The following is a 21,694-nucleotide window of genomic DNA, read 5'->3' on the forward strand; positions in this document are numbered from 1 at the left end:
CCGCGCCATCACCCCGGAGCATGAGGGGCGCCCGGGTCCGTGGGACCTCGGCCAGGGAGGCGGGCGGTCAGTCGAGCAGCTTGAACGTCTCGCGGGCGATCACCAGGCGCTGCACCTCGCTGGTGCCCTCGTAGATGGTCTGCACGCGGGCGTCGCGGAAGTAGCGCTCCACCGGGAACTCGTCGATGTAGCCGTACCCGCCATGGATCTGCACCGCCTTGTCCACCGCGCGGTTGGACATCTCGCTGGCGTACAGCTTCGCCATCGAGGCCTCGCGGGTGAACGGCTGGCCCTGCTCCTTGAGGTGCGCCGCCCGGAGTGTCAGCAGCTCCGCCGCCTGCAGCTCGGTGGCCATGTTGGCCAGCATGAAGCGCAGCGCCTGGAACTCGCCGATGGGCTGGCCGAACGCCTTGCGGTCCTTCGCGTACCGGATGGAGGCCTCCAGCGCCGCCCGCGCCACGCCGCACGCCTGCGAGGCGATGCCGATGCGTCCACCGTCCAGCGCGATCATCGCCAGCTTGAAGCCGTCCCCCTCCTTGCCCAGGAGGTTCTCCGCGGGGATCTCCATGTCCTCGAAGGTGAGGCCCACGGTGTTGGACGAGCGCAGGCCCATCTTGTCCTCATGCTTGCCGACGATGAGGCCCCGCGTCCCGCCCTCCACGATGAAGGCGGAGATGCCCTTGTTCCCCTGCCCTCCCGTCAGCGCCCACACCACCATCACCCCCGCATAGGCACCGGAGGTGATCCACTGCTTGCTGCCGTTGAGGACCCACTTGTCCCCGCGCCGCACGGCCGTGGTGCGCATGGCGCGCGGATCCGAGCCCGCATGCGCCTCGGAGAGCGCGAACGAGCCCACCACCGCCTCACCCGACGTCAGCCGCGTCACGTACTTCTCGCGCTGCGCGTCGGTGCCGAACTTCTGGATGAGCTCGGCGCACATGTTCGTCACGGCCATGGCCACCGAGGTGGAGGCACACGCCGCCGCCATCTCCATCATCGCCAGCGAGTACGAGACGACGCCCGCCTCGGCGCCGCCGTACTGGGCGGGGATGTTGACTCCCATGAGGCCCAGGGAGGCCAGCTCCTTGAAGAGCTCGGTGGGGAAATACTCCTCCTTGTCGAAGCGGCGGGCCTGGGGGGCGACACGCTCGCGGGCGAACTTGCGCGCGGTGTCGCGGATGAGCGTCTGCGTCTCGGTGAGCTCGAGGTTCACGGGAGCGGGTCCTACTTGAGGGCCTTGAGGTTGAACGGATACTCGATGGGGTACTCGCGCTTGTCCGGCGTCGGCGGGAACGTGATGCTGGAGATCACGTTCACCACGCACTCGTGCAGGCGCGTGTTCTTCAGCGTCGTGCCCGACTTGGCCACCTTGGCGTTGCGCACGAAGCCGTCCGGAGTGATCGTGAAGGTCGTCAGGATGCGGCCCTCCTCCACGTTGCTGCCCTTCGTCGCGAGGATCTCCTCGTAGCATTCCTGGATGTCGCGCGAGTAGTACTGCATCACCTCGCGGATGGTGTCCGGGGTGAAGGGCATGCGGTTGATGTCCGGAGGAGGAGGCCGTGCCGGCGCGGCCGTCTTCTTCTCCTGCGCGGGGGCGGCGCCGGGGTCCGGATTCGTTGCCTTGGCGGACGAGCCGCTCTTGGCGGACGAGCCTTGCTTGTTGGACGAGCCTTGCGCGAACGCCAGGCCCGCCCCGAGCACCACCACCGCGAACAGGGAGCGCTTCATACGGCCTTACTCCTTCAATCCTTCAACAGGTTGGCCGAGATGACGATGCGTTGGATCTCGCTCGTCCCCTCGTAGATCTCCGTGATGCGCGCGTCGCGCACGTGGCGCTCGACGTCCATTTCCTTGGAGTAGCCCATGCCACCATGCACCTGCAGGGCCTTGTTGGCCACACGGCTGGCCATTTCGCTGGCGTACACCTTGGCCATCGCACTCTCGGTGGAGTGGCGGACGCCCTTGTCCTTGAGCAGCGCCGCGCGATGCACCAGCAACCGGGCCGCGTCGATCTCCGTGGCCATGTCGGCGATCATGAACTGGATGGCCTGGTGCTCGCGGATGGCCTTGCCGAACGTCTTGCGCTCGCCCGAGTAGCGCACCGCCTCCTCGAACGCCGCGCGGGCGATGCCCAGCGCCTGCGAGGCGATCCCGATGCGCCCACCGTCCAGCGTGCTCATGGCGATCTTGAAGCCGTCGCCCTCCTTACCCAGGAGGTTCTTCGCCGGCACGCGCATGTCCTCGAAGAACATGCTGCACGAGTGCGCGGCGCTGATGCCCATCTTCTTGTCCGGCTCGGCGCGGATGAAGCCCGGGGTGTTGGTGGGCACCAGGAAGGCGGAGATGCCCTTGTTGCCCGCCTCCTTGTTCGTCATCGTGAACAGGACGATGGCGTCGGCCCTCGGGCCGTTGGTGATCCAGTTCTTCGAGCCGTTGATGACGTACTCGTCACCCTTGCGCACGGCGGTGGTCTTCTGGGAGGCCGCGTCGCTGCCCGCCTCGGGCTCGGTGAGGCCGAAGCAGCCCAGCTTCTCGCCCCGGGCGAAGGGCGTGAGGAACTCGGCCTTCTGCTCCTCGGTGCCGTACTTCATCACCGGATCGCAGTAGAGCGAGTTGTTCACGCTCATGATGACGCCGGTGGAGGCACAGCCGCGGCTGATCTCCTCCATGGCGAGCGCATAACAGACGTTGTCCAGCCCCGCGCCGCCGTACTGCTCCGGCACGGCCACGCCGAGCAGCGACAACTCGGCCAGCTTCTTCACCGCATCGCTGGGCCACTGGTGCGTCTCGTCCCACTTGCGGGCGTTGGGGGTCAGCTCTCGCGAGGCGAACTCGCGGCACATCCGCTGGATCTCGCGCTGGATGTCGCTCAGCTCGAAGTTCATGGCACTCCTGGGGTAAGGGCGCAGAGGTACATAGTACGGGGCAGGATCGTCGGGAACAGCGGTTGCAAGAGGGGCGGGCAAGTGCTGGTTGCCGCGCCCATTAGCCAGCACGGGCTCGCCCCGCCCCTCGTGTCCCGGCCTACTTGCCGGTGAAACCCGCCGGACGCTTCTCGAGGAAGGCCTTCATGCCCTCCTTCTGGTCCTCGGAGCCGAAGAGCACCGCGAAGCCCTGGCGCTCCAGCTCGTTGGCCGCCCGGAGATCCTGATCCGCGCCGAACTCGATGACCCGCTTGGCCTGCGATACCGCCAGCGGCCCGTTCTTGAGGAACTTCGCCGCCACCGCCTTGCAGTGGGCCAGGAGCTGATCCGCCGGGAGGACCTCGAGCACCAGGCCGATCTCCTTCGCCTTGGCGGCGTCGATGCGCTCGCCCGTGAAGATGAGCTCCTTCGCGCGCATCTTGCCCACCACGCGGGTGAGGCGCTGCGTGCCGCCGAAGCCGGGGATGACCCCCAGGCTCACCTCGGGCAGGCCCAGCTTCGCCTTCTCGGAGGCGTAGATGAGATCGCACGCGAGGGCCAGCTCACACCCGCCACCGAGCGCGAAGCCGTTCACCGCGGCGATGGTCGGGATGGGGAGCTGCTCCAGCGTGTGGAAGGCGCGGTGGCCGAGCGCGGCGAACTCGCGCGCCTGGGACGCGGTGATGGAGGCCATCTCCGCGATGTCCGCGCCCGCCACGAACGCCTTGTCTCCACCCCCCGTGATGATGAGGGCCCGGACGGTGGTGGGCAGGGAGTTGAACGCGGATTCGAGCTCCTGGAGCGTCTTGCTGTTGAGGGCGTTGAGCGCCTTGGGACGGTCGATGGTGAGGACGGCGATTGCCTCCTCGATCTCGAGCCGGATGTTCTCGTAGGCCATGTGTGTGAGCTCCTCCCTCTCCCACTGGGAGAGGGTCGGGGTGAGGGTACGTGTGCCTGCGCTCAGTACTTGTAGAAACCGCGGCCGCTCTTCTTGCCGTACCAACCGGCGTCCACGTACTGCCGCAGCAGCGGGCTCGGGCGGTACTTGTCGTCGCCCAGACCCTTGTGGAGCACCTCGGCGATGTAGAGCACCGTGTCCAGGCCGATGAAGTCCGCCAGCTGCAGCGGGCCCATGGGCTGGTTCGTTCCCAGCTTCATCGCCGTGTCGATGTCCTCCGCCGTCCCCAGGCCCTCCATCAGCGCGAAGCAGGCCTCGTTGAGCATCGGAATCAGGATGCGGTTCACGATGAAGCCCGGGAAGTCCTTGGACACCACCGTGGTCTTCCCCATCTTCTCCGCGAGCGCCCGGGTCGTCTGGTAGGTCGCGTCCGACGTCGCCGCGCCCCGGATCAGCTCCACCAGCTGCATCAGCGGCACCGGGTTCATGAAGTGCATGCCGATCACGTTCTCGGGGCGCTTCGTCGCCGCGGCGATCCGCGTGATGGGGATGGACGAGGTGTTGGTGGCGAGGATGCCTCCCGGCTTCACCACGCCGTCCAGCTCCACGAAGATGCGGCGCTTGAGCTCCTCGTTCTCCGTCACGGCCTCGATGGCGAAGTCGACATCCTTCACCTCGGTGGCGCTCGTGGCGGTGGCCAGATTCGTGTCCGCGGCCTTCAGCCGGGCCTCGTCCAGCTTGCCCTTCTCCACCAGCTTCTTCAGGCCGGCCTTGATGCGCTCGGCGCCCTTGGCGAGACCCTCCTTCGAGACGTCCACCAGAGTGACCCGCAGGCCGGCCTGCAGCGCCACCTGGGCGATGCCCGACCCCATCTGCCCTGCGCCGACGACGATGATGTGCTCCGTTGCCATGGCGTTCGAGACCCCTTGCTCGGTAAACGAGGAACCGGGCGGCGCTATAGCCCTGGCCCCCCTACCGGTCAACGTCCCTCGGGTACTCGGAGCCCGCGCTCGATGCGCACGTCTTCGTCGCCCACTGTCAGCCGCTCCACACGCGGCGGCCGGGAAGGTCCACTTTCACCCCGAGCGAACACCCACACCTCGTACACCCCCGAGGGCAGGGCTGTCTTCTCGGTGACGGAGTCCGGCGCGCCCCTCTGGAAGGAGTGCACCTGACGCTTCACCAGCTCGCCGTCCGCGTTCTTCACCTGGAACTCGACGGTCCGGATCTCACTCCAGCCGGGGCCCACCAGCCGCCACACCAGCTCGCGCTCGGGCACGTCCGAGCCCTTCCACAGCCACAGACCCATCGCCACCAGCATCAGGATCGGCAGCCGCTTCGCCAGGGGATGCTGGCGCCAGTTGCGCCGCTCGCCATCCTGCACGCCGTCACTCCTTCTTCGCGGAAGCCTTCTTGCCGCCGCGGCGCGTGTTCAGCTCGGTGACCACCACCTTGGTCCGCCGAGGGGCCTCCTCCTGCTCCTGCTCGTCGCGGTCCTCGGCATGAGGCACCAGGCGGATCTGCGCCTTCACCTCGATGGTCATCCCCGAGACCAGCTTGAGCAGCTCGTCGCGCAGCTTCTCCGACTGGAGGAAGCGCCGCACCTCCTCGGAGACGACCCGGCCCACCTCGTCCTTCGTCTTCTCCGCCTGCCCGAGGATGTGGCCGAGCATCTCCTTGGGCAGCTTGAGCTGGCCGGCCAGCGAGCGGATGCCCTCCTCCGTCATGAAGAGGGCGCCCAGCCCCGCCACGGCCACCTTGCGCACGAACTCCGGCACGAAGCCCGGGCGAGCCCCCTCCCGCTCCGGCTCTTCTCCGAGCAGCGGATCGAAGTCGTTGTCGGAGTCCTTGCCATGCGCCATGGGGGTCCTCGGGGGTGTCGGGGGCCGCTAGCGTACCACCGGCAGCTTCACCGCCACCCGCATGTTCTCGGTGGAGACGCGGCCCGCGATGTTGCGCGCCATCGCCATGAAGGCCTGGGCCTCGGGGCTGTCCGGCGCGCTCAGCACCACCGGCACGCCCGCGTCACCCGACTCGCGGATCTTCAGATCCAGGGGGATTTCGCCCAGGAACGGGATGCTGAACATCTCCGCCGCCTTGTGGCCGCCGCCCCGGTTGAAGATGGGCGTGGCCTTCGAGCAGTGCGGGCACACGAACTGGCTCATGTTCTCCACGATGCCCAGCACGGGGATGTGCACCTTGTCGAACATCTGCTTGGCGCGCACCACGTCCGCCAGCGCCACGTCCTGCGGCGTCGTCACCAGCACCGAGCCCGCCGCCCTCACCGACTGCGACAGCGACAGCGCCACGTCACCCGTCCCGGGCGGCAGGTCGAGGATGAGGTAGTCCAGCTCGCCCCAGCGCACGTCCCGCACCAGCTGCATCAGCGCTCCGTGCAGCATGGGCCCGCGCCAGATGAGCGCCTGATCCGCCTCCACCAGGAAGCCGATCGACATCACCTTCAGCCCGTGCTTCTCCAGCGGCAGCAGCGTCTTGCCATCCGGGCTCACCGGCTTCTCGGTGATGCCCGTCATCAGCGGCACCGAGGGACCGTAGAAGTCCGCGTCCAGCAGGCCCACCTTCGCGCCCTCGCGCGCCAGCGCCGCCGCCAGGTTCACCGACACCGTGCTCTTGCCCACGCCACCCTTGCCGGCGCCGACGAGGATCACGTTCTTCACCTGCGGCAGGATCGCCTGCCCCTGCTGACCGGCCATCCCCGCCGGCGCCGAGCGCACCTGCGCGCCCCACTCGATGTCGAACGTCTTCAGCCCCGGCACCTGCTTCAGCGCCGCCTCGGCGTCCGCCTGGATCTTCCCCTTCAGCGGACAGGCCGGCGTCGTCAGCTCGATCTTGAGCTTCGCCTTGTCGCCGTCCACGCGGATGTCCTTCACCATCCCGGCCTTCACCAGATCGATGTGCAGCTCGGGATCCATCACCTTCGACATCGCCGCGAGGATGTCGCGCTCGGAAACGCTCATCTTGGAGTACCTGAATCCTTTTGAATCCGGGGGGTTGGGGGCCCCCCCTCGGAAGGGCGCGGAATAGCCAGCGGCCCCCCTGGTGTCAACCTCCTCTAACCCCGCTACTCGATGGCCGCCACCTTGTACTCGCCCGCCTCCCGGACGAGCCGCACCGACCGCTCCTTGCCCAGCGGGAACTCCGCCCCCACCCCCGTCACCTTCACCTCCCCCTTCAGCGCCAGCCTCGCACGGCGGACGCGCTCGGCCGACAGGGGCTCGCGCTTGAAGTCCTCGCGCAGGCGCTCGGGCGTGTAGCGGGCTCGCAGCGGATCGCTCAGGAGCGACCAGGCCGTGGCCCAGTCGCCCGCCTCCACCGCGTCCAGGAAGCGGCCCAGTACCGCCCGGGGCGCGTCCGCCGGTTTCTCCTCGACGACCCGCCAGCCCTCGGGTGTTTGAAGCAGCGTGAGCGCTGGCGCCCTCGCCTGGAGCTCCGGGAGGGCCGCTCGCACCTCCTCGGCCCGTGCCTTGCGCACCGATGCGTCCGCGTAGTGCTCGGCGAAGGCCTGCTGCTCCTCCGGTGGGACGCTCGTCAGGGCGCGGGCCTCCGCGAGGCGCTCCTCCTCCAGGGCCCGGGCGTAGGCGGATGCCACCTCCTTGGGCCCGGGCGTGTGAGCACAGCCCGTGGCCGCCAGGGCGGCCGCGAGGGACAGCGAGTGGAGGACGTGGGAGACGGTGGAGGACATGGGAACGCGGGACCCTGGGATGACCCTCACCCTAGCCCTCTCCCAGAGGGAGAGGGGACATACACGGGCGGAAACCCCTTAGCGGCGGCGGCGCCCACCGCCTCCGCCCCCCCCGCCGCCACGGCGCTTGCCACCCCCGCGGGAGGCCTGGGCCTCACCGGGGCGCGTGAGCCGGGGCAACTCACCGGCCATGACCGGAAAAAAATCACCGGCCAGCAGGGCGGCGACCAGCTGCTCCTGGGTCTGCATGGGCTTCTTGAAGAAGGTGGCGCCATAACCCACCTCATCGAGCGAACCCCGGGCGTCACTCCCACCCGTACAGGGCAGCTTGAGCACCTCGGCGGCCTCGACGGCCAGGTCATTGGACGTCTGCTTGACGCGGGCGTTGTAGCCCTCGACGGCGCACAGCAGGCCCCCCAGGGAGCGGACATAATCCATGGCCGGGTTGGGAGTGTCCCGATCGTACGGCCGAGCGGCCACGATGGCGGCGCCCAGCGAGCGGACCTTCGGGAGACACTCGGCGGCGCTCCACGGCTTCTCGCGGTTGCTGCCCCACATCTGCACGGGCTCGGGAGCCAGCTCCGGCTTCGGGAAGAAGCACAGGTACTGCCCCCGGTCGGTGATGAGCTCCAGACCGACGAAGACCTTGACCTTGGACTTCGCGCCGATCTCGAACAGCTCGTCACAGCCGTCCTGGGTGTTGGTCTCGGTGAAGGCCACGCCGTCCAGACCGAACAGCGCGGCACGGTCGAGGACCGCGCGCGGATCCAGGTCGCAACCCTTGGACAGGTAGGAATGCGCGTGCAGATCGATGAGCATGGGCGCCGCTCCCTAACAGGCTCCCGTGGGAGCTGTCGAGCCTCGGCGCACCCTGCCGCCCGGAATCAGGCGAAAGCGTAGCCCTGGAGGCCCGTCTGCTTCGTCTGGGAGTTGCGCTCCTCGTGGGTGCGGATGAGGTAGCCCATCAGCATCAGGGAGGAGGTGTTCTCGAGGACCCGGGAGGGGTCCTTGGAGATGAGGTTGGCGCTGTAGTTGAGGAAGAACTGGGCGAGGTCCTCGCCGGCCTCCTTGACGATCAGCGCGTTGAGCGCGGCGGGATCCATCGTGCGGATCTCGTTGATGAAGTCCACCGCCAGGTCCTTCTTGGTCTTCACGTCCACGGCCATCCCCCTTCACCCTTCCCCATTGCCGGGGGCCCTTCCCCCGGGCTCCTGATCCAGCGACCCCCGAAATCTAGGCACGTCCCCCCGGGTGGGAAGTGCGGGCCCCCACCCGGTGGCCGGAGGTAAGGTTTTTTGACACCTGCGAATAGCGCGCGATAACCTTCCCCCAGACACTCAGTACAAAAACTCAGTGCAAGGAGTGGAAGGCGATGTTCACGGGCGTGAAGGTGTTCTCCGCGACGAAGGCCAAGGAGCGTGAGGAGCTGGGTGAGAATGTCACCCGCTGGATGAAGAGCAACTCGGATCTGGAGATCGTCGACCGGGTGGTGTGCCAGTCCAGCGACAACGAGTTCCACTGCTACACGCTGGTCCTCTTCTACAAGCACAAGTCGCAGCCGTAGAGCCGGGTTCCGCCCCGGCCCCGAGGGCTGGAGTCGCCCCCAGGCCGTTTTCCCCTGAGCCGCGATTTTCGCCAGGGGTGTTTCTTGTTTTCCCTTCACCGCACCCACTGCCGCCAGTCGAGCGGGTCCGTGCCTTCTTGCCCGCCGGACCTCACGAAGCGGCACAGTCGCTCCCCCACCCTACGGTTCGAGGGACCGGGGCAGGTCGAGCCGACCCTCCCGGATGTATTCGCGCTGCTCCCGGACGAAGGGCCGTGATGTCCTTGATGTCCACGAGCCACTCCTTCGAGTAGCGCCGGAGCGCCTCACCCTGCAGCCCGAGCTGGATGGCGCGCCGCTCCAGGGAACCCCCCGTGGGACCATGGTCGGGATCCCACTGCAGCCGCATGTCGGAAGTCCTATCAATCGCCATGAGCAATCAAGACTGGCGCCCTCGCCTCACGACCATCGATGACCCGATCGCAGACGATCGGTGGTCCCACACCACCCAAGCGGGAGAAACGAGGGTCTCCAGGATCGTCGTTGGCCGACCGCAGCCACTTCCAGGTGAAGCGGATAGAGCCTGGTACTGCCCGCTCTCCATCGAGGGCTACCTCCCGGGCATCAAGTGCGTCATGGGGGTCGGCCCTGTTGATGCGCTCATGAATGCGATGACGCTCGTGCGGAGGTTCTTCGAAGAGCACTCCGATGTCACGCCCAGAGCGGGAGAGCATTGCAGGCCTTGAGGCACTCGAAGACGTTCTTCATCTCGATAGGTCCACTGCCCGGCGGATTCTCCTTCGGCTCATCCGCCAGTCCCCATGTCGGGCTCAAGAGCAGCCCTGCGACCAGCATCGACGTCCACCTCTGCATCACCGAGGATCTCCCGACATGTCCGGGCCCACTGTACCTCCTCGCCCGACCGGACAGCAGGCAGCCTGTGCTCCGGGCTCCACCCCCCGCGAGCCCCTGGCCCCCTCCCCCGCCCGCCCGTCTGCCCGGCATGGAAGCCGGTCGAGGGAGCGGCCATTTCCGGCGGGTGTGCACCGCGCGGAGCCATTCCTAAGGTTGTCGGGCCAACAAACCGGACGCCTGGAGCGTTCGGAATCAACGCACGGTGAAAGACAGCGCCGGGGCATCGTGGCGCGCGACCTATAAGGGGCCGCCTTCATTTATGAGCGAGCGAATCGGAAGCACGGTCATCGAGAACGTCCGGCCGGAACTGGACGCGGGCCGTTGGGCCGTGAAGCGGGTCGAGGGTGAGACCCTCAAAGTCCAGGCCGACATCTTCAAGGAGGGCCACGACATCCTCGTGGCCGTGGTGCGCTGGAGGCAGTCCGCGCCGAAGGACAAGGCGACGGACTGGACCGAGACGCCCATGGTCTCCAAGGGGAACGATCTCTGGGAGGGCGAGTTCCTCCTGGCGCGCAACGGCCGTTACGAGTTCACGGTCGAGGCCTGGCCGGACCTCTTCGCCACCTGGGTCACGGAAGTGAAACGCAAGGTGGACGTGGGCCGGGACGTGCGCAGCGAGCTGCTCGAGGGCGCCGCCATGCTCCGCGCCCATGCCGAGCGCGCCCAGAAGGCCGGCAGCGCCGACGAGGCCCGGCGCATGGTCGAGGCCGCCGCCCTCTTCGAGAAGGGCATGAGCGCCAACGCCATCGCCGCGGCCATGGATCCGGGGCTCACCCTGGTGGCCTCCAAGTACGCGGACCGCTCCATCGCCACCCGCTACGACCGCGTCCTCGAGGTCTTCGTGGACCGGGAGAAGGCACGCTTCGGCTCCTGGTACGAGTTCTTCCCGCGCTCGGCGCTGCGCGACGGCCGCACGCACGGCACCTTCCGCGACGCCGAGAAGTGGCTGCCCTACGTGCAGTCGCTGGGCTTCGACATCATCTACCTGCCGCCCATCCACCCCATCGGCCGCAAGGCGCGCAAGGGCAAGAACAACAGCCTCACCGCCACCCCCGAGGACGTGGGCAGCCCGTGGGCCATCGGCGGCCCCGAGGGCGGTCACAAGGCCGTCAATCCCCTGCTCGGCACGCTGGAGGACTTCCGCGGCTTCGTGAAGGCCGCCAACGCGCTGGGCATCGAGATCGCCCTGGACATCGCCTTCCAGTGCTCGCCGGACCACCCCTACGTGAAGGACCACCCGGAGTGGTTCCAGCACCGGCCGGACGGCACCATCAAGACGGCCGAGAACCCGCCCAAGCGCTACGAGGACATCGTCAACTTCGACTGGCTGGGCCCCGGCCGCGCCACGCTGTGGCCCGAGCTCAAGTCCGTGGTGCTCCACTGGGTGGAACAGGGCGTGCGCATCTTCCGCGTGGACAACCCGCACACCAAGCCGCTCCAGTTCTGGGCCTGGCTCATCCGCGAGGTGCAGACCGTCCATCCGGACACCGTCTTCCTCTCCGAGGCCTTCACCCGGCCCAAGGTGATGAAGCACCTGGCCAAGGCGGGCTTCCAGCAGTCGTACACCTACTTCACCTGGCGCAACTTCAAGCAGGAGATGGAGGAGTACCTGGAGGAGATCACCTCCCCGCCCGTGTCCGACTACATGCGCGGCAACCTCTGGCCCAACACGCCGGACATCCTCCCCGAGTTCCTCCAGCGCAGCGGGCCCGGTGGCTTCCGCCTGCGCGCCGCCATGGCCGCCACCCTCTCCAGCTCCTGGGGCATGTACTGCGGCTACGAGCTGTGCGAGGGCACGCCCATCAAGCCCGGCAAGGAGGAGTACCTCGACTCGGAGAAGTACGAGCTCAAGGCGTGGGACCTGGACCGGCCGGGCAACATCCGCGACTACATCTCGCGGCTCAACGCCATCCGCCGCGAGCACCGCGCCTTCCAGCTCTACGGCAACCTGCGCTTCTTCCAGTCGGAGAACGAGCAGGTCATGTTCTACCTGAAGCGCACGCCGGACGGCTCCAGCCAGGTGCTGGTGGCGGTGAGCTTCGATCCCTTCCAGCCCCAGGAGTCCGTGCTGCACGTGCCCCTGGCGGAGCTGGGCATCCAGCCCGACGAGACTTACCAGGTGCACGAGCTGATGACGGACCAGCGGAGCCTCTGGCAAGGGCCCACCGCGCACGTGCGCCTCACGCCCGAACAGCCCGCGGCCATCTGGGCGGTCTACCGCTTCCGTCGCAGTGAACAGGCGTTCGACTACTACGAATAGACACCCTCGCCCTTTATGACCCGGTCGGATCCGCTCTGGTACAAGAAGGCCGTCATCTACGAATTGCACATCCGCGCGTTCTACGACTCGAACGCGGATGGGCACGGGGACATCCCCGGGCTCATCGAGAAGCTGCCCTACCTGCAGGATCTCGGCGTCACCTGCCTGTGGATCCTGCCGCACTACCCCTCGCCGCTGAAGGACGACGGCTACGACATCGCGGACTACTACGCGGTGCACCCCGAGTACGGCACGCTCGCGGACTTCCAGCGCCTGGTGGAGGAGGCCCACAAGCGCGACATCCGCATCATCAGCGAGCTCGTCGTCAACCACACCAGCGACCAGCACGCCTGGTTCCAGGAAGCCCGGAGGGATCCGAAGAGCCCCAAGCGCGACTACTACGTCTGGAGCGATACGGACGACAAGTACCAGGGCGCGCGCATCATCTTCACGGACACCGAGCGCTCCAACTGGACGTGGGACCCGGTGGCCAAGCAGTACTTCTGGCACCGCTTCTTCAGCCACCAGCCGGACCTCAACTACGACAACCCCGAGGTCCAGGAGGCCATGCTGGATGTCATGCGCTTCTGGCTGAACATGGGCGTGGACGGCTTCCGCTGCGACGCCGTGCCCTACCTCTTCGAGCGCGAGGGCACCAACTGCGAGAACCTCCCGGAGACGCACGCCTTCCTCAAGCGGCTGCGCAAGACGATCGACTCCGAGTACCCGGACAAGCTGCTGCTCGCCGAGGCCAACCAGTGGCCCGCCGACGTGCGCGTCTATTACGGAGACGGCGACGAGTTCCACATGGGCTTCCACTTCCCGGTGATGCCCCGCCTCTTCATGGCGCTGCGCCGGGAGGACCGCACTCCCATCGTCGAAATCCTCCAGCAGACGCCCGACATCCCCGAGACGTGCCAGTGGGCCATCTTCCTGCGCAACCATGACGAGCTGACGCTCGAGATGGTGACGGACGAGGACCGGGACTACATGTACCGGGAATACGCCACCGATCCGCGCATGCGCATCAACCTGGGCATTCGGCGCCGGCTCGCTCCGCTCATGGACAACGGGCGGCGGCGCATTGAATTGATGCACAGCCTGCTGTTCACCCTGCCGGGCACTCCCGTCATGTACTACGGCGATGAGATCGGCATGGGGGACAACATCTACCTGGGCGATCGCAACGGCGTGCGCACCCCCATGCAGTGGACGAGCGACCGCAACGCGGGCTTCTCCCGCGCGGATGGGGCACGCCTGTACGCCCCCCTCATCGCGGACCCCGTCTACGGCTACCAGAGCATCAACGTGGAGGCACAGGATCGCGTCCGCTCGTCGCTGCTCAACTGGATGAAGCGCATCCTCCGCGTGCGCCAGCGCTACCCCGCCTTCGCCATGGGAAGGCTGCGCTGGCTCAACCCGGACAACCGCAAGGTGCTCGCCTTCGTGCGCGAGTACGAGGGCCAGACGATCCTCATCGTCTGCAACCTCTCGCGCTTCGCGCAGCCGGCGGTGATCGACCTGCGTGACTTCGAGGGACAGGTGCCCGTCGAGCTGATCGGCGAGACACCCTTCCCCCGCATCTCCGGGAGCATGCCGTACCAGCTCACGCTGGGTCCCTACATGTTCCTGTGGTTCCGTCTCGAGAAGCTCGCCCCTGGGAGGGGAATGCCGTGACGACGCCGATCGATCTGACCAAGCTCCCCGACTACCTCCGCAACCAGCGCTGGTTCGCGGGCAAGGCCTGGCCCATCAAGTCGGTCTCCGTGGTGGACCACGTCAGCCTGGACCTGCCCGGCGGACGCGCCTTCACCCTCGCCGTGGTGGAGGTCCACTACGAGCTGGGCAGCCCCACCCGCTACCTGCTCCCCGTGCTCGCCTCGGACGAGGGCGTGCAGGACGCCTTCGAGGACGTGGAGGTGCTGCGCGCCTTCTTCCAGCTCATCCGCGAGAAGCGGGAGATCCCCAGCGCCTCGGGCAGGCTCGTGGGCGAGTGGCTGGACACCCCCGAGGGGTTGATGGCCCTGCCCTCCCCCCTGCCCGTGCGGCGGCTGCAGGTGGAGCAGAGCAACACCTCCGTGGTGGTGGCCGAGAAGGTCATCCTCAAGGTCATCCGCAAGCTGGAGGCCGGCATCAACCCCGAGTACGAGGTGGGCCGCTACCTGGCGACGAAGACGTCCTTCCGCGCCACCCCCACCCTGCTCGGAGCGCTCCAGTCCGAGGGCCCCGCGGGCGCCACCCTCGCCGTGGTGCACCGCTACGTCCCCAACGCCACCGACGGCTGGCGCTACACGTTGGATCATTTCCGCCGCGCTCCCCGCCTGACGCAGGACTTCCTCGGGGAGCTGCGCGGGCTGGGCCAGCGGCTGGGCGAGCTGCACCGCGCGTTCGGCTCCAGCACCGATGAGCCGGCCTTCAGCCCGGAGCCCATCCAGACGGAGGATCTGCAACGCTGGAGCGCCTCCATGGTGGGCGAGCTGGGCGTCACCATCAACGAGGCCCTGCGCCAGTTCCCCGAGCTGGAGGGCAAACGCGAGAGCCTCATCGAGCACGCGAAGCGGCTGGCGCACGTATCCCCTTCAGGGCAGAAAATCCGCATTCACGGAGATCTGCACCTCGGACAGGTGCTCCGGTCGGAGGGGGACTGGCTCATCTTCGACTTCGAGGGCGAGCCGGGACGCAGCTTCACCCAGCGGCGGGAGAAGTACTCGCCCCTGAGGGACGTGGCGGGGATGTTGCGCTCCTTCGACTACGCGGAGGCCACGGTGCAGCTGGAGGGACAGGCCGCCGGCGAGCGCGTGGGACCGGCGCGCCAGGCCTTCCTGGACGGTTACCGCGGCGTCACACGAGGGGCCGCGTTCCTCCCGCAGGACGACGCGACCTTCAACACGATGCTTGACGCCTTCGAGCTGGAGAAGATGCTCTACGAAGTGCGTTACGAGCTACAGAACCGGCCGGACTGGGTGCGCATCCCCGTCCAGGCGCTCTTGAGGATGGAGGTTCGCAAGTGAAGAAGCCGATGGATCGGCAGCAGGTGGACGCGGAGTTGCAGCAGGTGGTGGAGTTGCGGCACCCCGAGCCCCACCGCGTGCTGGGCATCCACCCTGACGGGGATGGAATGGTGGTGCGGGCCTATCGCCCGGACGCGGTCTCCATCCACGTGGTGCCGGAGTTCGGCGGGCGCATCCCCATGACGCACCGGCAGGGGGGTGTCTTCGAGGCCCGGCTCAATGGCAAGACGGAGGCCTTCAACTACCTGCTCGAGGTGGAGTACCCCGGCAACAAGACGTTCACCCTGCGCGACCCGTACAGCTTCCTGCCCACGCTGGGAGACATGGATCTGTACTTCGCGGGCGAGGGCCGGCACGAGCAGCTCTGGAAGCGCATGGGGGCGCACCCCATCCACCACCACGGCATCAACGGCGTGGCCTTCGCGGTGTGGGCCCCCACGGCCGCGGGCGTGTCCGTGGTGGGGGACTTCAACAGCTGGGACGGCCGGCTGCACGCGATGCGGCGCATGGGCGCCTCGGGCATCTGGGAGCTCTTCGTCCCCGAGGTCGGCGAGGGCACGCGCTACAAGTTCGAGATCCGCCCGGGCGCCGGTGGGCGCCTCTTGAAGTCGGATCCGTACGCCTTCCGCACGGAGGTGCCTCCGGCCACCGCGTCGGTGGTGCACGACCTGAACCACTTCCAGTGGACGGACGAGCAGTGGATGACGGGCCGCACCACCAAGAACGTGCACCACGAGCCGTGGAGCGTCTACGAGGTGCACCTGGCCTCGTGGCGGCGCGTCATCGAGGACGGAGACCGCTCCCTGTCGTACCGGGAGATGGCGCCCGCGCTCGCGGACTACGTGAAGCGGATGGGCTTCACGCACGTGGAGCTGATGCCGGTGGCGGAGCACCCCTTCGGAGGCTCCTGGGGCTACCAGGTGGGCAACTACTACGCGCCCACCGCGCGCTTCGGACACCCGGATGACTTCCGGTACCTCGTCAACTACCTGCACGAGCAGGGCATCGGCGTGCTCCTGGACTGGGTGCCGGGACACTTCCCCCGGGACGCGCACGCGCTGGGCCAGTTCGACGGCACGGCCCTCTACGAGCACGCGGACCCGCGTCAGGGCACGCAGCCGGATTGGGGCACCTACGTCTTCAACTTCGGCCGCAACGAGGTGCGCAACTTCCTCATCGCCAACGCCCTCTTCTGGTTGGAGGAGTACCACATCGACGGTCTGCGCGTGGACGCGGTGGCGTCGATGCTCTACCTCGACTACAGCCGCAAGCACGGCGAGTGGGTCCCCAACCGCTGGGGCGGCCGGGAGAACGAGGAGGCCATCTCCTTCCTGCGCGAGCTCAACGACACCGTGAACCGCAAGTTCCCGGGCGCGGTGATGATCGCCGAGGAATCCACCGCGTGGCCCAAGGTGAGCCAGCCCACCAGCGAGGGGGGCCTCGGCTTCCACTTCAAGTGGAACATGGGCTGGATGCACGACACGCTGACGTACTACTCGAAGGATCCGATCTACCGGCAGCACCACCACAACCAGCTCACCTTCGGTCTGCTGTATGCCTTCAGCGAGCACTTCATGCTGCCGCTGAGCCATGACGAGGTGGTGCACGGCAAGGGGTCGCTGTACGGGAAGATGCCGGGAGACGCGTGGCAGAAGCGCGCGAACCTGAGGGCGCTGTTGGCGTGGATGTGGGCGCACCCGGGCAAGAAGCTGCTCTTCATGGGCGGCGAGTTCGGCCAGCCCGCCGAGTGGAACAATGACCGGAGCCTGGACTGGCACCTGCTGGGGGATCCGGGCCATGCGGGCATCCAGGCGATGATGGCGGACCTGAACAGGCTCTACCGGAGCCACCCGGCGCTGTACGACGCGGACAGCGAGCCGGTGGGCTTCCAGTGGTTGCAGCCGGACTCGGCGGCGGCGAACGTGCTGGCCTTCGTGCGGCGTTCGAGACAGCCGGGAGGCCACGTGGTGTGCATCGCCAACCTGTCGCCCGTGCCCCGCGAGAACTACCGCGTCGGCTTCCCCCGGCACGGCAGCTACGTGGAGCTGTTGAACACGGATGCCCAGGACTACGGCGGCTCCGGCATCGGCAACAAGGGGCGCATCCACACCGAGCCCCAGGGCTGGGACGGCCAGGATGCCTCGGCCGTGCTGACGCTGCCCCCGCTGTCCGTGCTCTGGTTCACCCCGGGGTAGGCCAGCCCTCGAAGGCAGCCCATCCGCCTGGAGGCTCGGCGATTCCGAGAGCCTCCAGGCACTCTCGAGCCAGCGAAGTCCAGGCGGGCTCGAATGGCCGCGTGGGCTCAGCCCGGGCAACCATCTCGGCGAAGGCTCGCACCCGAGGAGCCGCGTTCCGGAAGCGCTCCGCGTCCGCGCTTCCCCAGGTTTTTTCGCAGAAAGCCGCGAGCGTCTCCAAGCGCGAACTCAACACCGAGTGCAACTCGGACGGAGACGCCTGTGTACACCATTGCGAATAGAGACGCGGAGCAGCCAGCACGTAGAGGAGGTTGAGCGCTTCGGCGACCTTCGCGGCCTCCTGTACGAACGCTTCCTCAACCACAGTAGGGCCCCAGGCGAACGTTCTCCTCACCGGCATTTGCGCTTCTCCGGCTTGTTCGCCACGCACTGCCGCATGGGCGCGAACGTCTCCTCGGCCTGCTTCAGGACCTCCTCGGCAGGCCTCGCGCACTCGCTGACGGCGAGGGTCCCCCGGATCTCGAAGAGCCGGAGGATCTCCTGGCACCGGGACTGGAAGGTGCTCACCCCCTGGAGGAAGAGCGGCCGCATCACCTCGGGCGTGAAGGCATACCCCGAGGCGGTCGCCAGGGTCGCCTCGGGTCGGTACATCCACGAGCTGCGCCAGCTCGACGCCACCTGCTCGAAACGCGCCGGCCCCACCCAGGGGCTGGTGGCGACCTCGAAGCCCGGTGCCAGCGCGGGCGGCGTGAAGCCCTCCCCCGTGCGGTTGCAGAACTTCGTCGCGTTCGCCCGCGAGGCGACCCCCGCCAGCCGATCCATGCAGAGGTTGTACTCGGTGAAGCGCCGCGCGACGGCCGCCATCTCCCCCTGCTGGACCTCTCCCACCCTCGGTTGCGCGACGAACAAGTCGAGCGTCCGCATCAGCACGCCAAAGGCATGCGGCGGGTTGGGGATCGGCTCCGGCTCCAGCCCCGCGGTGGAGATGATCAGCACGCGCTCGGCGCCACGCTGCACCGCCTGGAGCAGGGGCAGCCCCGAGCGCACCCCTCCATCCACGAACGTTCCCCGCGTCCTGCCGGACTTCGAGGGCACCCAGTCCACCGGCTCCGCGAGCACCGGCTCGACGATGGAGGCCATGATCGCCTGGATGAGGCCCTCCACGCGCTCCGACTCGCTCGCGGTGGCGGAGAAGTCCGAGGGATCCTGATCGCTGATGCCGTAGATGGCACCCGTGGCGTAGTCCACCGAGACGGAGACGAGCTCCGTGTGGTTGGTGAGCATGGCGGGGGTGATGGCGTCCTTCAGCTTGTTCTGGATGCCGTCGAAGCGCACCAGCCCGCGGACATCGTCCACGAGCTCCCAATCCCACGCGGAATTGACGCAGTACAGGTCCGACTCCACCGAGCACGTGTAGTTGCTCACGAGCAGCTCGCGCGCGGCGCGCTCCTGTCCCGGCGTGTGGAACTTGTCGATCAACGCTCCGATGAGCGTCCCCGTGCTGGCCCCGGCCACCAGATCGATCCCCGCGTCGCCACAGCCCTCGGGAGCGGCCTTTCCCCGGCACTGCTCGAGGATGCCCAGCAGCCGCCAGAGCGCCCCGGCGGTGAAGGCCCCGTTGGCCGCTCCACCACTCAGCACGAGCGCGGTGGAGGGACGCTGAAGCGCGCGGTGCCACCGGCGGGCATGGATGTACTGCGCGGCGGCCTCGGCGCCCTCCTGGATGCCCTTCTCGAGCTCCTCCTTGCCGAGCGGCTTGCCCACGGCCAGCTGAAGCGCCGCCAGCGAGGGGGCGATCGAGATGGCGTTCGCCAGGAAGCGGGCCGCGTCGATCTCCGTCGCATCGGGAGCGGAGGGATCCACCGTGCTGGGGGCCTTGGGCAGGCCCCAGGGCGACTTCGTCCCTGCGTCACGGAACTCCTGGTAGCAGGGGCCGGTGTCGGCGCCCGCCGCGTTGGACAGGCAGCCCACCAGGGTGACGAGGGGCGCGGGTGACCTGCCCAGCTCGGACATCCAGCCCGCGACCGTGGCCGGCGCGAGGTACGCGTCGGCCAGGTGATCGCGCGTCAGCCGTCCCACCCTCTCGGTCACCGTCACCGTGGGAGCCTGGCTGGGGTCGCCCTTCTCCGCGGGTTTGTTCAGCGTCTCGAGGATGAAGTCGGTCCTCGCGAAGTGGCAGGAACAGGCCGTGAGGGCCACCAGCGCGAGGAACCAGGAGAACGGCCGTGTCATGCGGACTCCTCAAGAGCGAGAGGAGGCGATACTACCCACGGGCGTGGTGCGCGCCAGGGACGGCGCGATGCCAAGGTGCTCCTTCCAATACCCGCTCAGGAAGACGCCATCCGGATCCATGCGCTGGCGCACCTCCATGAACCTGTCCCACATGGGGTATTGCCGGCGCAGGTAGTCGGTGCCCGTCAGGGAGTCCGGTCTGGGCAGGTACTTGCCCCAGTGCAGGCGGAAGCCGAACGGCGCGAGCAGCTCCCAGAACCGCTCGTAGAAGTTCTGCCGGACGTGCTCCTTGTCCGTGCGGAACCAGAACACGTCCACCCGGATGGAGTGCCGCCCCTGGCTGGGGCTCATCCAGAAGGGGCTCGCGGCGCCCGCGTAGATCTCGAATGCATACGCGCCGGTGCGCCCCATTCCCCTCGCCTCCCCGGCCCCCTGCGTGTCCGAGGGGTCGGGATTGAAATAGCCATCCAGGAGCTTCATCACCTCCGCGGACCGCGCGATGTCGATGAAGAGCTCGGTGAAGTCCGTGGGCAACAGCTCGTCCGAGACGCCATCGTCCATTGGCAGGATCTCGTGCCAGGGGCCCCGGAACTCCTTCGTCTCCTTGGAGGGCACGAAGGCATTCAGGACGAGCCGCACCACCCTCTCGGTCAGCGGACCGTAGGGCGGATCATCGTGCGCGATGAAGTTGTAGAACTGATTGACGAAGATCTGGAAGACGCGAGGGATCGCGACGAAGGGTCTGCGGGTGAGCGCGCGGCGGTAGGTCTTCGACTCCGGGCTCGTCTCTCGGCGCGCCCGCCAGAGCTGCACCTTGTCGACACCCCGCTGGGGCCACCAGAGCAGCCGGGCATAGGTGTCGTCATCCGTCTCGAGGAAATGCCGCAAGCCTCCCTCCCCAGGCTCGAACAACGCGACGGCGCACTGGCTGGTGCGGCTGGAGACCTGCTTGCCGACGACGTCGTAGCGCGGCTCGCACTGGAAGGTCACCGTGGAGATGATGCCCAGCAGTCCCATGGAGACGCCCGCGGCGTAGAAGTCCTCGTTCCCGGGTGTGAGCTCGTGCACCCGGCCCGTCCCATCGATGAGGCGGATGCCCACGATGGACGCGCCCAGCTCGTGACGTGTCGTGCCCCCCATCGAGCCCGTGGACAGGAATCCGCCCACTGTCTGATGGGTGATGCCGCCGAGGTCCGGCAGCGCCCAGCCGCGCGCCTCCAGCTGGTGCAGGAGGCTGTTGTCCTCGTTGGACAGGGGATCGGTCGGATCCACTCCCAGGTGGCAACCCGCCTGGACGGTGACGCGCATCGCCCGCTCGTCCCAGTGGACGACCCGCGTGTACCGGTCGAGCTGCACGTTGATGTGCTGTCCGCTGTCGTCGGTGTAGATGCCCCCGGGCACGCAGTGGGTCGCGCCGCGCGTCCGGATCTGGACGCCCTGGGCCCGTGCGCGCTTGATGAGCTGGACGAGTTCCTCCTCCGTCTGCGGATGGACGAACCTCGGATCCAGTGCCGGGTGGAAGTAGTCATGCACCCCGAGCCGGACCCAGAGGCCCACGCCCACGCCGGTCAGCAGCAGCAGCGAGCCCGCGACATAGGTGAGCTTCTCCTCCGTGCCCGCCCCCCGGGGGAAGCTGCCGATGAGGGCGGCGCTCTCGAACCCGAAGAACGTCAGCTTCACCGCGTTGGACAGTCCGACGAGCTCCGAGAACCGGTGGACGGTCGTGCGGTCGAGCCGGCGCAGCGCGTAAAGCGCCACGGAGCAGATGCAGCCCATCATGGGCACCTCGATGAAGTGCAGGGCCCAGGCCGCGCCCCTGCTCCGGCTCAGGGTGGTCCGCGCCCGGCCGAAGAGCCGAGGGTGTGACAGGAACACGCTCCCCACGAGCGACCCCGTCAGGCTCAGCCAGCCGTAGACCTTCGCCCGCTTCCTCAGGGTCCGCCACCTCGCCTCCTCGGCCCGGGACGGGGCTACCTCCCTTGCAGAAGAAGTCTCGAGTGCTGGATGTTGTCGCAGGGGTGGCATGGGCTTGCT

General features: G+C 67.8%; 20 protein-coding genes. 5 read left to right on the plus strand and 15 right to left on the minus strand.

Annotated features, from left to right (window positions below; all coding sequences use genetic code 11):
- Positions 1-67: 67 nt before the first annotated feature.
- The 11 genes from NR810_RS08415 to NR810_RS08465 form a co-directional block, all read right to left on the minus strand.
- Positions 68-1,213: an acyl-CoA dehydrogenase family protein gene (locus tag NR810_RS08415; RefSeq protein WP_257449954.1), complete on the minus strand. Its 1,146-nt coding sequence runs from the start codon at positions 1,211-1,213 to the stop codon at positions 68-70.
- Between the two features lie 11 nt (positions 1,214-1,224).
- The gene (locus NR810_RS08420) at positions 1,225-1,728 is read right to left on the minus strand and encodes an AgmX/PglI C-terminal domain-containing protein (protein WP_257449957.1); all 504 of its coding nucleotides are present in this window, start codon (positions 1,726-1,728) and stop codon (positions 1,225-1,227) included.
- 14 nt (positions 1,729-1,742) lie between these two features.
- Positions 1,743-2,885 carry an acyl-CoA dehydrogenase gene (locus NR810_RS08425; protein ID WP_257449959.1) on the minus strand — a complete coding sequence of 381 codons (1,143 nt, stop codon included), beginning with the start codon at positions 2,883-2,885 and terminating at the stop codon, positions 1,743-1,745.
- Between the two features lie 139 nt (positions 2,886-3,024).
- The gene (locus NR810_RS08430) at positions 3,025-3,801 is read right to left on the minus strand and encodes an enoyl-CoA hydratase/isomerase family protein (protein WP_257449962.1); all 777 of its coding nucleotides are present in this window, start codon (positions 3,799-3,801) and stop codon (positions 3,025-3,027) included.
- A 62-nt stretch (positions 3,802-3,863) separates the two neighbouring features.
- Positions 3,864-4,712, minus strand: a complete 849-nt coding sequence (locus NR810_RS08435) for a 3-hydroxyacyl-CoA dehydrogenase family protein (protein ID WP_257449965.1) — start codon at positions 4,710-4,712, stop codon at positions 3,864-3,866.
- A 68-nt stretch (positions 4,713-4,780) separates the two neighbouring features.
- Positions 4,781-5,185 carry a hypothetical protein gene (locus NR810_RS08440; protein ID WP_257449968.1) on the minus strand — a complete coding sequence of 135 codons (405 nt, stop codon included), beginning with the start codon at positions 5,183-5,185 and terminating at the stop codon, positions 4,781-4,783.
- Positions 5,186-5,189: 4 nt separating this feature from the next.
- Entirely contained in the window at positions 5,190-5,663 is a 474-nt protein-coding gene (locus NR810_RS08445; protein WP_257449970.1) for a hypothetical protein, read from the minus strand.
- Between the two features lie 27 nt (positions 5,664-5,690).
- Positions 5,691-6,779: an Mrp/NBP35 family ATP-binding protein gene (locus tag NR810_RS08450; RefSeq protein ID WP_257449972.1), complete on the minus strand. Its 1,089-nt coding sequence runs from the start codon at positions 6,777-6,779 to the stop codon at positions 5,691-5,693.
- Positions 6,780-6,883: 104 nt separating this feature from the next.
- Positions 6,884-7,504 carry a hypothetical protein gene (locus tag NR810_RS08455; protein WP_257449974.1) on the minus strand — a complete coding sequence of 207 codons (621 nt, stop codon included), beginning with the start codon at positions 7,502-7,504 and terminating at the stop codon, positions 6,884-6,886.
- A gap of 78 nt (positions 7,505-7,582) precedes the next feature.
- Positions 7,583-8,323, minus strand: a complete 741-nt coding sequence (locus NR810_RS08460) for a PHP domain-containing protein (RefSeq protein ID WP_257449976.1) — start codon at positions 8,321-8,323, stop codon at positions 7,583-7,585.
- Between the two features lie 65 nt (positions 8,324-8,388).
- Positions 8,389-8,664, minus strand: coding sequence for a hypothetical protein (locus NR810_RS08465; protein ID WP_204228580.1), 276 nt, complete (start codon positions 8,662-8,664; stop codon positions 8,389-8,391).
- A gap of 212 nt (positions 8,665-8,876) precedes the next feature.
- Between NR810_RS08465 and NR810_RS08470 the strand changes: the two genes are divergently transcribed.
- Positions 8,877-9,068 (plus strand): hypothetical protein, encoded by a 192-nt coding sequence (locus NR810_RS08470; protein ID WP_204228579.1) that lies wholly within the window; start codon positions 8,877-8,879, stop codon positions 9,066-9,068.
- Positions 9,069-9,219: 151 nt separating this feature from the next.
- On the opposite strand, the gene NR810_RS52785 is transcribed toward NR810_RS08470, so the two are convergent.
- Both NR810_RS52785 and NR810_RS08480 read right to left on the minus strand, forming a co-directional pair.
- The gene (locus NR810_RS52785; RefSeq protein WP_407653762.1) at positions 9,220-9,480 is read right to left on the minus strand and encodes a DUF4291 family protein; all 261 of its coding nucleotides are present in this window, start codon (positions 9,478-9,480) and stop codon (positions 9,220-9,222) included.
- A 278-nt stretch (positions 9,481-9,758) separates the two neighbouring features.
- Entirely contained in the window at positions 9,759-9,923 is a 165-nt protein-coding gene (locus NR810_RS08480; protein WP_257449983.1) for a hypothetical protein, read from the minus strand.
- A gap of 298 nt (positions 9,924-10,221) precedes the next feature.
- Here NR810_RS08480 and NR810_RS08485 point away from each other — a divergent pair, with 298 nt between their 5' ends.
- From NR810_RS08485 to glgB, 4 genes are read left to right on the plus strand one after another with little or no spacing between them, the layout of a single operon-like run.
- The gene (locus tag NR810_RS08485; protein ID WP_257449986.1) at positions 10,222-12,222 is read left to right on the plus strand and encodes an alpha-1,4-glucan--maltose-1-phosphate maltosyltransferase; all 2,001 of its coding nucleotides are present in this window, start codon (positions 10,222-10,224) and stop codon (positions 12,220-12,222) included.
- A gap of 15 nt (positions 12,223-12,237) precedes the next feature.
- Positions 12,238-13,899, plus strand: coding sequence for a maltose alpha-D-glucosyltransferase (gene treS / locus NR810_RS08490; RefSeq protein ID WP_257449988.1), 1,662 nt, complete (start codon positions 12,238-12,240; stop codon positions 13,897-13,899).
- The gene (locus NR810_RS08495) at positions 13,896-15,233 is read left to right on the plus strand and encodes a phosphotransferase (protein ID WP_257449991.1); all 1,338 of its coding nucleotides are present in this window, start codon (positions 13,896-13,898) and stop codon (positions 15,231-15,233) included. Before treS ends, NR810_RS08495 begins: the two co-directional genes overlap by 4 nt.
- A complete protein-coding gene (glgB, locus tag NR810_RS08500; protein WP_257449994.1) occupies positions 15,230-17,428 on the plus strand; it encodes a 1,4-alpha-glucan branching protein GlgB in 2,199 nt (732 codons plus the stop codon). The genes NR810_RS08495 and glgB overlap by 4 nt, the downstream gene beginning before the upstream one ends.
- A 390-nt stretch (positions 17,429-17,818) precedes the next feature.
- Here the strand turns inward: glgB and NR810_RS08505 are convergent, their stop codons facing one another.
- Together NR810_RS08505 and NR810_RS08510 are read right to left on the minus strand one after the other, a co-directional pair.
- Complete coding sequence (locus tag NR810_RS08505) at positions 17,819-19,660, minus strand: patatin-like phospholipase family protein (protein WP_257449996.1); 1,842 nt, start codon at positions 19,658-19,660, stop codon at positions 17,819-17,821.
- Between the two features lie 9 nt (positions 19,661-19,669).
- Complete coding sequence (locus NR810_RS08510) at positions 19,670-21,685, minus strand: FAD-binding protein (RefSeq protein WP_257449998.1); 2,016 nt, start codon at positions 21,683-21,685, stop codon at positions 19,670-19,672.
- Positions 21,686-21,694 lie beyond the last annotated feature (9 nt).

It is taken from the genome of Archangium lipolyticum, from assembly GCF_024623785.1.
Classification (GTDB): domain Bacteria; phylum Myxococcota; class Myxococcia; order Myxococcales; family Myxococcaceae; genus Archangium; species Archangium lipolyticum.